We start from the raw sequence: 12,260 nt of genomic DNA on the forward strand, positions 1-12,260 counted from the left end.
AACCTTACTCGCCTTCGATGACCTCCTGCGGCAGGGAGCGGATCTCCTCGTCGCCGAACTCGAAGAACAGCTCCTGGTCTTCCTCGCTGTCGACGGGAATCTCCACTTCCTCCATGTGGAAGTCGTGGTAGTGCTCCATACCGGTACCGGCCGGGATCAAGCGGCCGACGATGACGTTCTCCTTCAAACCGCGCAGCAGGTCGACGGCACCGTTGATCGCCGCCTCGGTGAGCACCCGGGTGGTCTCCTGGAAGCTCGCCGCGGAGATGAAGCTGTCCGTTGAAAGCGACGCCTTGGTGATACCCAGCAGCAGCGGCCGGCCGACGGCGGGAGTACCGCCGGCGGTGAGCACGCGGTCGTTCTCTTCCTGGAAGCGGAAGCGATCCACCTGCTCGTCGACCAAAAACTGCGTGTCGCCGACGTTCTCGATCTTCACCGAGCGCATCATCTGACGCACGATCACCTCGCAGTGCTTGTCGTTGATTGCCACGCTCTGGGAACGATAGACCTCCTGGATCTTGTCCACCAGGTAGCGCTGCAGCTCCTTCTCGCCCAACACCTGCAGAATGTCGTGCGGGTTGATGGAGCCGTCGATCAGCGGATCGCCGGCGGCCACTCGCTCGCCCTCCTGCACGTTGACGTGGATCGAACGCGGCACCGCGTACTCGCGGGACTCGCCGTCCTCGCTGTCGACGATCACCTTGCGCATGCCCTTGACGATCTCGCCCAGTCGAACGACGCCGTCGATCTCGGTGATGATCGCCGGCTCCTTCGGCGAGCGCGCCTCGAACAATTCCACCACCCGCGGCAGACCGCCGGTGATGTCCTTGGTCTTGGCCTTCTCGCGCGGGATCTTGACCAGCGTGTCGCCGGCGTAGACCTTGTCCTTGTCGCCGACTACCAGGTGAGAGCCGGAGGGCAGCAGGTAGCGCTTCTCCGCCCCACCGGTGCCCTTGACGAGGATCGCCGGTACGCGCTTCTCGTTGGCCGAGGCCTCGACGATGATCTTCTGCGACAGGCCGGTGACCTTGTCCGTCTCCTCGCGCACGTTCTCGCCTTCGACGATGTCCTGGAACTCCACCTTGCCGGAGATCTCCGACAGGATCGCCGAGGTGAACGGGTCCCAGGTCACCAGATCGTCGCTCGGCTTGACCTCTTGGCCCTCCTGCACCAGCAGGTGGGAACCGTAGGCCAGCGCATAGCGCTCGCGCTCGCGGCCCTTCTCGTCCACCAGCACCAGCTTGCCCTGGCGGTTGATCACCACCAGCTCGCCGCGCCGGGACTCGACGGTGTTGACGTTCAGGAACTTCACCCGGCCCGGGTTCTTGGCCTTGTGCACGGACTGCTCGGACACCCGGCTGGCGGTACCGCCGTAGTGGAAGGTCCGCATGGTGAGCTGGGTTCCCGGCTCGCCGATGGACTGGGCGGCAATGACGCCGACCGCCTCGCCGATCTCCACCATCTTGCCGGAGGCCAGGTTACGGCCGTAGCAGGCGGCGCACACGCCGCGGCGGGTCTCGCAGGTCAGCACCGAGCGGATTTTCACCCGCTCGATACCGGCCGACTGGATCGAGTTGGCCAACTCTTCGGTGATCAGCAAGCCGACCTCGACCAGCAGATCGCCGGTCATCGGATCGTAGATCTCCTCCTGGCTGACGCGGCCGACGATGCGGTCGCGCAGCGGCTCGAGGATCTCGCCCCCCTCCATGATCGCGGAGACGAAGATGCCGTCGATGGTTCCGCAGTCCACTTCGTTGATGATGACGTCCTGCGCCACATCGACCAGGCGGCGGGTGAGGTAGCCGGAGTCCGCCGTCTTCAAGGCGGTGTCCGCCAGACCCTTGCGCGCGCCATGGGTGGAGATGAAGTACTGCAACACCGACAGACCCTCCCGGAAGTTCGCGGTGATCGGCGTTTCGATGACCTCGCCGGAGGGCTTGGACATCAGGCCGCGCATACCGGCGAGCTGTCGCACCTGCTCGCGGGAACCACGAGCGCCGGAGTCGGCCATCACGTTGATCGGGTTGAACTCGCCGGTGCGGTCCTCCTCCTCGCGCATGTCGTTGAACATCTCCTCGGAGACGCGCTCGGTGGTGCGGTGCCAGATGTCGATGATCTTGTTGTGGCGCTCACCGGCGGTGATCACACCGGCGGTGCGCTGGTCCTCGATCTCGATCACCTCTTCGAGCGCCTTGTCCAGCAGACCAGCCTTGCGCTCCGGAATCACCATGTCGTCCACGCCGAAGGACACGCCGGCCTTGGTGGCGTAGAGGAAGGTGACTTCTTTGATCTCGTCGAGCATGCGGACAGTGCGCTCGGTACCGAGCTTGATGAAGCAGTAGCTCACCAAATCCTGCAGACCACGCTTCTTCAACCGGCCATTGATGAAGGGGATCCTGTCCGACAGGTGGCGGTTCAAGATCACCCGCCCGACGGTGGTCTCGATCAACCCCCGGTCGATGTTCTCGACCTCCGCGTGGACGATGTCCTGCGGATCGTACTGGGTCTCCAAGTTGATGAATTCGCCGGTGTAGCGCACCCGAATCGGGGTGAGGGTTTCCACCTCGCCCGCCTCGAGAGCCAGCTCCACCGAGTCGAAGTCCGGGAACACCCGACCCTCGCCCTTGGCGTTCGGCTTGGTCAAGGTCAAGTAGTAACCGCCGAGCACCAGGTCCTGGCTGGGAACCGCCAGCGGTCGGCCGTGGGCCGGCGACAAGATGTTCGAGGCGGACAGCATCAGCACCTTGCTCTCGATCTGCGCCTTCGGGGAGAGCGGCACGTGCACCGCCATCTGGTCACCGTCGAAGTCGGCGTTAAACGCCGCGCAGACCAGCGGATGGATCTTGATTGCCTTGCCTTCGATCAGCACCGGCTGGAAGGCCTGGATGCCGAGGCGGTGGAGGGTGGGCGCACGGTTCAACAGCACCGGGTGGTCCTGAATCACCTCTTCGAGGGCGTCCCACACCTCGTCGATCTCCATCTCCACCAGCTCTTTGGCGGCCTTGATCGTGCCGACCAGCTCTTTTTCTTCGAGCTTGTTGTAGATGAACGGCTTAAAGAGTTCCAAGGCCATCTTCTTCGGCAGGCCGCACTGGTGGAGCTTCAGCTCCGGCCCCACCACGATCACCGAACGGCCGGAATAATCGACCCGCTTACCCAACAGGTTCTGGCGGAAGCGGCCCTGCTTACCCTTCAAGGTGTCCGATAGCGACTTCAAGGGCCGATTGTTCGAGCCCTTGAGCACGCGACCGCGGCGGCCGTTGTCGAACAGCGCGTCAACGGCCTCCTGCAGCATCCGCTTCTCGTTGCGCACGATCACTTCCGGCGCCCGCAGCTCGAGGAGCTTCTTCAACCGGTTGTTGCGATTGATCACGCGGCGGTAGAGATCGTTCAGGTCGCTGGTCGCGAAGCGGCCGCCGTCGAGCGGCACCAGCGGGCGCAGCTCCGGCGGAATGACCGGGATGACGTCCAGAATCATCCAGTCCGGCCGGTGGCCGGAGCGACGGAAGGCGTCTACCACTTTCAAGCGCTTGGCGGCCTTCAGGCGGCGGATCTGGCTGGTCTCGGTACGCATCACGATGCGCAATTCCTCGGACAGCTCGTCGACCTCGATGCGAGCCAGGAGTTCCTTGATCGCCTCGGCGCCCATACGAGCATCGAAGGCGTCGAGGCCCCACTCCTCGCGCATCTCACGGAAGCGCTCCTCGGTGAGAAGTTCCTGCTCCTTCAAATCCGTCTCGCCGGGATCCACCACCACATAGCTCTCGAAGTAAAGAATCCGTTCGAGGTCGCGCAGCGGGATGTCGAGGAGATGGCCGATGCGACTGGGCAGCCCCTTGAAGAACCAAACATGGGATACCGGGCAGGCCAGCTCGATGTGGCCCATGCGCTCACGGCGCACCCGCGAGCGGGTGACCTCCACGCCGCACTTGTCGCAGATCACGCCGCGGTGCTTCATGCGCTTGTACTTGCCGCACAGGCACTCCCAATCGGCGATCGGACCGAAAATCTTGGCGCAGAACAGGCCATCGCGCTCCGGCTTGAAGGTCCGGTAGTTGATGGTCTCCGGCTTGGTGACCTCGCCGAAGCTCCACGACCGGATCTTCTCCGGCGACGCCACCGAGATCTTGATGGCGTTGAAATCCTTCAGGGACTGGGGCTTGTCAAAACTGCTGAACGGTTGCACTCTACAGTCCTCCCTTAAACCTTGAGCAGCTCGACGTCGAGGCAGAGACTCTGCAGCTCGCGCACGAGAACATTGAAGGATTCCGGCAACCCCGGATCATCCGGTACGTCACCCTTGACGATCGCCTCGTAGACCTTGCTGCGGCCCTCGACGTCATCGCTCTTGACGGTGAGTAGCTCCTGGAGCGTATAGGCGGCGCCGTAGGCTTCGAGCGCCCAAACCTCCATCTCGCCGAATCGCTGTCCACCGAACTGGGCCTTACCGCCTAGCGGCTGCTGGGTGATCAGTGAGTACGGTCCGATCGAGCGGGCGTGAATCTTGTCGTCGACCAGATGCGACAGCTTGAGCATGTAGATGTAACCCACGGTGACCTTCTGCTCGAAGACGTCTCCGCTCATGCCGTCGTGGAGATGGGTCTTGCCGCTGGTCGGCAGGCTCGCCTGCTCCAGCAGGCTCTTGATGTCGGACTCCTGGGCGCCGTCGAACACCGGCGTGGCAAAGCTCACGCCGAGGGCCCGGCCGGCCCAACCGAGATGGGTTTCGAGGATCTGACCGACGTTCATCCGGCTCGGTACGCCGAGCGGGTTCAAGACGATCTCCACCGGCCGGCCGTCCGGCAGGTAGGGCATGTCCTCTTCCGGCAGGATGCGGGAGATCACACCCTTGTTGCCGTGGCGTCCGGCCATCTTGTCGCCCACCTGCAGCTTGCGCTTCATGGCGACATAGACCTTGACCAGCTTGATCACTCCCGGCGGCAGCTCATCGCCCTTCTGCAGCAGCGCGATGCGCTCCTCGTTGACCCGGTGGAGCACTTCGATGTGGCTGTCGGTCTTGCGATAGAGGATCTCCACCGCGTCGATCAACGCCTTGTCGCTCACCGGCAGGCGCAGGATCTCCGCCCGGGTGAGGCCGTCCAAGAGCTCATAGGTGATCTTGCCGCCCTTGGCGAGAAGCTTCTCGCCGGTGCGCGACACCACCTCGCTCTTGACCTTGTGCCCGACCAGCGTGTCGCTGATCTTCTTGTTGCGCTCCTCGTTGAGGATTCGCACCTCGTCCTTGGTGTTCTTCTCGAGGCGATCGATCTCGTGCTGCTCGATCTCCTTGGCGCGCTCGTCTTTCTCGACGCCCTTGCGGGAGAAGATCTTGACGTCGACGATGGTGCCCTCGATACCCGGCGGCACCTTCAAGCTGGCGTCGCGCACGTCGCCGGCCTTTTCGCCGAAGATCGCCCGCAGCAGTTTTTCCTCCGGGGTGAGCTGGGTCTCGCCCTTCGGCGTGACCTTGCCTACCAGGATGTCGCTCGCCTTGACCGTCGCGCCGATGCGGATGATGCCCGACTCGTCGAGGTCCTTCAAAGCCGTTTCGGAGACGTTCGGGATGTCCCGGGTGATTTCCTCGGGGCCGAGCTTGGTATCCCGCGCCTCGATCTCGAACTCCTCGATATGGATGGAGGTGTAGTAGTCCTCCTTCACCATCTTCTCGGAGATCAGGATGGCGTCCTCGAAGTTGTAGCCGCGCCAGGGCATGAAGGCCACCAGAACGTTGCGGCCTAGGGCCAGCTCACCGGCGGAGGTGCAGGGACCGTCCGCCAGCACATCGCCCTTCTTCACCCGCGCCCCCTGGGCGACCACCGGCCGCTGGCTGATGCAGGTGTTCTGGTTCGAGCGTCGGAACTTGATGAGCTGATAGATGTCGGCACCGAACTCCTTCGACTCCCCGGTGTCGATGTCTTCGCCCTCGACGCGCACGATGATGCGCTCCGAGTCCACCGAATCGACGATACCGCCGCGCTTGCAGAGCACCACGGCGCCGGAATCCTGGGCGACGATGCCCTCCAAGCCGGTGCCGACGATCGGCGCCTCGCTGCGCAACAGCGGCACCGCCTGGCGCTGCATGTTGGAGCCCATCAAAGCGCGGTTGGCGTCGTCGTTCTCCAAGAACGGAATGAGCGCCGCGGCCACCGACACGAGCTGCTTCGGACTGATGTCCATGAAGTCGATGCGCTCGCGCTCGATGTTCAAGAAGTCGCCGCCGGCACGGGCGATCACCCGCTCATCGGCGAGCATCCCATCGTCGGCGATCTCGGCGTTGGCCTGGGCGATGATGTACTTCTCCTCCTCCCACGCCGACAAATAAAAGGCGTGCGACTCGGCGGCCACCTCGCGCTTCTTGCCGCGCTTGAGCTTGCGATTGGTGGCGTCCAGCTCCTCGCGCAGGATGATCTGACCGAGCTTGTAAGGACCGTCGCCGACCTTCACCACCCGCAGGTGGTCCAGCACTTTGCCGTTCTCTACCCGTTTGTAGGGGCTCTCGATGAAGCCGTAGTCGTTGATCCGGGCATAGGTTGCGAGTGACGAGATCAGGCCGATGTTCGGGCCTTCCGGCGTCTCGATGGGGCAGATCCGGCCGTAGTGCGTGGCGTGCACGTCGCGCACCTCGAAACCGGCCCGCTCGCGGGACAGACCACCCGGTCCAAGGGCCGACAGGCGCCGCTTGTGGGTGACCTCGGAAAGCGGGTTGGTCTGGTCCATGAACTGCGAGAGCTGCGACGAACCGAAGAACTCCTTGACGGCGGCGATCACCGGCTTGGAGTTGATCAGGTCATGGGGCATCGCCGAGTCGATGTCCTGATGAACGGACATCTTCTCCTTGATCGCCCGCTCCATGCGCACCAGGCCGATGCGGAACTGATTCTCCAACAGCTCGCCGACGGCGCGTACGCGTCGGTTGCCAAGATTGTCGATGTCGTCCACCCGGCCGACGTCCTTCTGCAGGCGCAGGAGGTATTCGATGACGCCGTAGAAATCGTCGGCGGACAGGGTCTTCTGCTCGACGGACACTTCGCTGTCTAGCTTGATGTTGAACTTGAAGCGGCCGACGCGTGAGAAGTCGTAGCGCTTGGCGTCGAAAAACATGCCGTAGAAGAGCGACCGGGCGCTCTCCAGCGTCGGGGGGTCCCCCGGGCGCATGCGACGGTAGATCTCGATCAACGCTTCCTTGGCATCGGTGGTGGTGTCCTTCGCCAGGGTGTTCGACAGGGTCGCGCCACACACCTCCCAGTCCGGGAAGAACACTTCCAGCGGCGTGGTGGTGTGGCCTTCGAGGCGCTCCGTCAGATCTTCCGGCACCAGCTCGTTGGCCTCGAACAGCACCTCGCCGGTCTCGAGATCGACCACGTCGGCGATGAACATGGCGCGCTCCAGGTCGGCGATCTTGACCGTCGCGTCGAGCATCTCGTCCTTCTCGAGCTTCTTGATCTCCTTGGCGCCCAGGGTGATGCCGCCGAAGATCGGATAGACCTCGCGCAGGCCGCGGCTCTGGCGATCCTTCATCTGCTCCTGCTCCAGCACCGCCGGCGGAATGGCGAGAGAGAAGTCACCGTTCTTCTTCAAGGTCAGTCCGATGCCGGTGTAGAACTGCCGCAGGATCTGCTCGTTCTCCTCCAGGCCCAGGGCGCGCAGGAAGATGGTGCCGTGGAACTTTCGCTTCCGGTCGATGCGGACCGATAGCAGGTCCTTCTTGTCGTACTCGAACTCCACCCAAGAGCCACGGTAGGGAATGATCTTCGCCAGGAAAGAACGCGGTCCCTGCTTGGTGAAGAAGACGCCCGGGCTGCGGTGGAGCTGACTGACGATCACCCGCTCGGTACCGTTGATGATGAAGGTGCCGGTGTCGGTCATCAGCGGGATGTCGCCGAAGTAAACCTCTTCCTCCTTGGCGTCGCGCATCATGCGGGCGCCGGTTTCCGGATCCTTGTCGTACACGAACAGCCGGAAGGTCACCTTCAGAGGCACCGCGAAGGTCATGCCGCGCTCCTGGCAATCGGAAATCGAGTACTTGAGCTGAAGATCGACCGGGTTGCCGCAGATGTCGCAGTTGGTGACGCGGTTCTTGTTGACGAAGCCGCACTCACCGCAGGTGACCGTCTCCTCGTGCGGGTGCTCGGTCATCACCCGGGCGCCGCAGTTGGAGCACGACATGCGCAGGTATTCCAAGCCCTTGAGTTCGCCGCACTTGCACTGCCATTCGCCGATCGAATACTTGACGAAGTCAAGGGAACAGGTCTCCCGGAAGTCGGAGAACGGGAAGATCCCGGTGAACACCGACTGGAGACCGTGCGTGGCACGCTCTTCCGGCAGCAAGTTCATCTGGAGGAAGCGCTCGTAGGACCGCCGCTGCACGTCGATCAGGTTCGGGATCGGCAGCGACGTGTCGATCTGCGAGAAGTCCTTGCGACGACCGTTCTGGGTCTGCGTTTTGTCTCTCATAGAATTCTGGAAACTCCTCGAAAGCGTGGCGCTTCACTGGACAAGCAATGAACTTGCCAAAAAGCCCCCGCCGCGCGGCAGGCGGACATGACTCCGCGGATTCTTCGGCTCAGCCGACCTTCCGGTACTCATCGGGAAAACCACCGGCCGCAGTGGGTGGTCTTCCGAGCCCCGGGAGGAAACTGGAACTAGGCGCAAATCTGGCAGATGTAGGCCCGGGCTGACCTTCGCCAGCAGACGCATAGGGTGCTGCACCCATCGGAAGCGATTCCAATGGGCCGCAGCACCCACTCGCGATGGCCGAGAAGGCCGGGCCGTGCAGGCTGCCGGACACCTTAGGGCTCCGGCGCCTCGATCCGCGCTATTTGACTTCGACGCTAGCTCCAGCCTCTTCGAACTTCTTCTTGATCTCGTCGGCCTCGTCCTTCGGCACACCCTCTTTGATCGGGGCGGGCGCCGACTCGACCAAGTCCTTGGCTTCCTTGAGACCCAGGCTGGTGACCTCGCGCACGGCCTTGATGACGTTGATCTTCTTGGCGCCGATATCCTTCAGCACCACGTCGAATTCCGTCTTCTCTTCGGCCTCGGCGGCACCACCGGCGGCGGCGCCACCGGCCATCGCCATCGGAACGGCGGCGGCAGCGGCGGAAACACCGTAGTGCTCCTCGAGGGACTTGACGAGATTGTTCAACTCTAGAACGGTCATCTCGTCGATCTGTTGGATGAAGTCTTCAGTTGCGATCGCCATCTTTCCTCTCCTTAAACTCTTCGAGTCCGGTTCGCTATCTAAAAATCAGTGATCGAGTTTCAGTTACGTTTCGATACCTTGCGGTGGGCCGGCGCCGGATACGCGCGCCCCTATCCTTGTTCTTTCTTGGCGCTGACCTGACCGAGCACCTGGACGAACTGGGCCGGGATCGCCCCCAGCGCCTGCACGAAGCGAGACACCGGCGACTGCAGCAAGAACAACAGCTTGGCGATGAGTTCCTCGCGGGAAGGCATCGCAGCGATGTCCTGGATCTGCTCCGCTTCGACCGGCTGGCTCTCGACCAGGCCGCCCTTGAACTGGATGACCGGTGCGGTCTTGGCAAAGTCAGTGAGGGTCTTGGCGAGGGCGACCGGATCGCTGTCGCCGTAGACCACCGCCGTAGGGCCTTCGAACTGCTCCTTCAAGCCGCCCAAGGCCTGCCCTTCGATGGCCCGCAGGGCGAGGGTGTTTTTGACCACCACGTACTCGCCGCCGTTCTCGCGAATCTTGGCCCGCAGCTCGGTAACCTGGGGAACGGAGATCCCCTGGAAGCTCACCAGAAACGCATTCGGTGCGGCCGCCAGACCGTCCTGGTACTGGCTGACCAGATTTTCTTTCGTTGCGCGTGACAGTGCCATCGCCTTACTCCTTAGGCCTCGCTGGCGAGGGTGAGGGTGGACTCGTCCAGCCGAATGCCGGGGCCCATGGTGGATGAGATGGTGGCGGTCTTCACGTACTTACCCTTGGCGGCCGGCGGCTTCGCCTTCAAAACCGACCGGATCAGCGACGCGGCGTTGTCGTACAGCTTCTCGTCGTCGAAGGAGACTTTGCCAAAGGGCGCGTGCACGATGCCCGTTTTGTCGACGCGAAACTCGACCTTACCGGCCTTGATCTCCTCGACCGCCTTGCCGACCTCGAAGGTCACCGTGCCGGTCTTCGGGTTCGGCATCATGCCGCGCGGCCCGAGCACCCGTCCGAGCTTGCCGACCACCCGCATCATGTCCGGGGTGGATACCACCGCGTCAAAGTCGAGCCAGCCGCCCTCGACCTTCTTGGCCAGGTCCTCGCCGCCGACCACGTCGGCGCCGGCATCTTCGGCTTCCTTGATCTTCTCGCCGCTCGCGAAAACCGCGATGCGGGCGGTACGACCGGTGCCGTGGGGCAACACGACGGTGCCGCGCACCATCTGGTCCGCATGCTTCGGATCGACCCCGAGGCGCAACGCGATCTCGACGGTCTCGTCAAACTTGGCGAAGGAGGCTTCCTTCGCCACGCCGATGGCCTCTTTGAGCGTGTACGAGCGGTCGTCGACCTTGGTCGACGCCGCCTTGAAATTCTTTCCGTGCTTCGCCACTCTAGCTTCTCCTCACCGCTGCCTTCAGAAAACCACGTCCCGCCGGGCATCACACCCCTGGCGGCCGGAAGCAGCTCCTACCCTTTGATCTCGATACCCATCGAGCGGGCGGTGCCCGCGATAATGAGCTTGGCCGCATCCATGCTGCCAGCGTTCAGGTCCGGCATCTTGGTCTTGGCGATCTCCTCGACCTGCGCATCGGTCACCTTGCCCACCTTCTCGCGGTTCGGCTCACCGGAGCCCTTGTCGAGGCCCGCCGCCTTCTTGAGCAACACCGCCGCCGGCGGCGTCTTAGTGATGAAGGTGTAGCTACGGTCGGCATAGACGGTGATGACCACCGGAATGATCATTCCCGGCTGACTCTGCGTTTTGGCGTTGAACGCCTTGCAGAAATCCATGATGTTCAAGCCCGCCTGACCGAGCGCAGGACCCACCGGCGGAGCCGGCGTCGCCTGCCCGGCCGGGATCTGCAGCTTGATCTGAGTAAGAACCTTCTTCGCCATGACTCCCTATCCCCTCAGACCTTCTGGACTTGTCCGAAGTCCAGCTCGACCGGTGTCTGGCGGCCGAAAATGGTAACCATTACCTTCAAGGTGTTGCGGTCGAGGTTGACCTCGTCCACCACCCCGGTGAAATTGTTGAACGGACCGTCGATGATCTTGACCGGCTCGCCGCTATCGAAGACGTACTTCGGCTTGGGCTTTTCCTTGGCCGACGAGACCTGATCGAGAATCTGGTCCACTTCTACCTGGCTCAGCGGCGTCGGCTTCTTGCCGGTGCCCACGAAGCCGGTGACCTTCGGCGTGTTCTTCACCACGTGCCAGGCCGGATCGGACATCTCCATCTCGACCAGGATGTAGCCCGGGAAGAACTTGCGCTGGATCTCCCGCTTCTTGCCGTTCTTGTACTCGACAACGGTCTCCGTCGGAATCCGCACGTCTCCGAAGGCCTCGCCCATGCCGAGGGCTTCGGCTCGCTGAAGCAGCGTCTCCTTCACCCGCTCCTCGAAACCGGAATACGTGTGAACGATGTACCAGCCCCGCTGGACGTCCGTCGTCATGCGCCCAGCACCCGGAACAGGCCCTGATAGAGGCCCTGGATGATCAGGTCTGCCACATACAAGAAGCCGCCGAAGATGAAGCTGGAGATCACCACCACGATCGACGTACTCACCACCTCGTCACGGGACGGGAAGGTGACCTTCTTCATCTCCGATCGCGTCTCGGTCAAGAATGCTCGCGACTTGGTCCACCAATTCATTCGATCACCGCGCTCTCTTCTAACTCGTCCATCGGCTCGGCCTCGCCGCCGGCGTCCAGTGATCGGCCGGGGGAGATCCCGGGGGCTGACCGCTGTGGACTCAGGCGTTAAGGACCCAGAAGCTGGCAGGCCAGGAGGGATTCGAACCCCCAACATGCGGTTTTGGAGACCGCCGCTCTACCAATTGGAGCTACTGGCCTGTGGTATTCCGTTCACCACCTACTGCGTAATTTGTCGGTCGCCAACGGATTGCGGAGCCCTTCCTTGGGGCTCCGTCGTAACCAAACCGCTGGCGCAATCATTCCCTATTCGACGATCTCGGTGACGGTTCCGGCTCCGACGGTGCGGCCGCCTTCGCGGATGGCGAAGCGCACGCCCTTCTCCATCGCGATCGGAGCGATCAGCGTCACGTCCAGGTTCACGCTGTCGCCGGGCATCACCATC

Annotated in this window: 9 protein-coding genes and 1 tRNA gene; all 10 read right to left on the reverse strand. The window is 62.9% G+C overall.

The genetic code is table 11. The features are described from left to right. Positions 1 to 4: 4 nt before the first annotated feature. Entirely contained in the window at positions 5 to 4,186 is a 4,182-nt protein-coding gene (gene rpoC / locus AAF481_19180; GenBank protein ID MEM7483293.1) for a DNA-directed RNA polymerase subunit beta', read from the reverse strand. 14 nt (positions 4,187 to 4,200) lie between these two features. Continuing rightward, complete coding sequence (rpoB, locus tag AAF481_19185; GenBank protein MEM7483294.1) at positions 4,201 to 8,454, reverse strand: DNA-directed RNA polymerase subunit beta; 4,254 nt, start codon at positions 8,452 to 8,454, stop codon at positions 4,201 to 4,203. Between the two features lie 361 nt (positions 8,455 to 8,815). Further along, the gene (gene rplL / locus AAF481_19190) at positions 8,816 to 9,202 is read right to left on the reverse strand and encodes a 50S ribosomal protein L7/L12 (protein MEM7483295.1); all 387 of its coding nucleotides are present in this window, start codon (positions 9,200 to 9,202) and stop codon (positions 8,816 to 8,818) included. A 110-nt stretch (positions 9,203 to 9,312) separates the two neighbouring features. Next, a complete protein-coding gene (rplJ, locus tag AAF481_19195; protein ID MEM7483296.1) occupies positions 9,313 to 9,840 on the reverse strand; it encodes a 50S ribosomal protein L10 in 528 nt (175 codons plus the stop codon). 11 nt (positions 9,841 to 9,851) lie between these two features. After that, a complete protein-coding gene (rplA, locus tag AAF481_19200; protein MEM7483297.1) occupies positions 9,852 to 10,556 on the reverse strand; it encodes a 50S ribosomal protein L1 in 705 nt (234 codons plus the stop codon). A gap of 77 nt (positions 10,557 to 10,633) precedes the next feature. Further along, positions 10,634 to 11,059: a 50S ribosomal protein L11 gene (gene rplK, locus AAF481_19205; protein ID MEM7483298.1), complete on the reverse strand. Its 426-nt coding sequence runs from the start codon at positions 11,057 to 11,059 to the stop codon at positions 10,634 to 10,636. A gap of 14 nt (positions 11,060 to 11,073) precedes the next feature. Further along, positions 11,074 to 11,616, reverse strand: coding sequence for a transcription termination/antitermination protein NusG (gene nusG, locus AAF481_19210; protein MEM7483299.1), 543 nt, complete (start codon positions 11,614 to 11,616; stop codon positions 11,074 to 11,076). Next, positions 11,613 to 11,786, reverse strand: coding sequence for a preprotein translocase subunit SecE (gene secE, locus AAF481_19215; protein ID MEM7483300.1), 174 nt, complete (start codon positions 11,784 to 11,786; stop codon positions 11,613 to 11,615). The genes nusG and secE overlap by 4 nt, the downstream gene beginning before the upstream one ends. A 153-nt stretch (positions 11,787 to 11,939) precedes the next feature. Continuing rightward, positions 11,940 to 12,016 (reverse strand) — tRNA-Trp (locus tag AAF481_19220). 105 nt (positions 12,017 to 12,121) lie between these two features. Beyond that, on the reverse strand, positions 12,122 to 12,260 hold a 139-nt coding region (tuf, locus tag AAF481_19225; protein ID MEM7483301.1), incomplete at its 5' end, for an elongation factor Tu.

It is taken from the genome of Acidobacteriota bacterium, assembly GCA_039030395.1.
Lineage (GTDB): Bacteria > Acidobacteriota > Thermoanaerobaculia > Multivoradales > JBCCEF01 > JBCCEF01.

Coding starts and splice junctions, on each gene's coding strand:
- rpoB (MEM7483294.1), bottom strand. CDS start 8,454: ATGAGAGACAAAACGCAGACCCAGAACGGTCGTCGCAAGGACTTCTCG.
- rplL (MEM7483295.1), bottom strand. CDS start 9,202: ATGGCGATCGCAACTGAAGACTTCATCCAACAGATCGACGAGATGACC.
- rplJ (MEM7483296.1), bottom strand. CDS start 9,840: ATGGCACTGTCACGCGCAACGAAAGAAAATCTGGTCAGCCAGTACCAG.
- rplK (MEM7483298.1), bottom strand. CDS start 11,059: ATGGCGAAGAAGGTTCTTACTCAGATCAAGCTGCAGATCCCGGCCGGG.
- nusG (MEM7483299.1), bottom strand. CDS start 11,616: ATGACGACGGACGTCCAGCGGGGCTGGTACATCGTTCACACGTATTCC.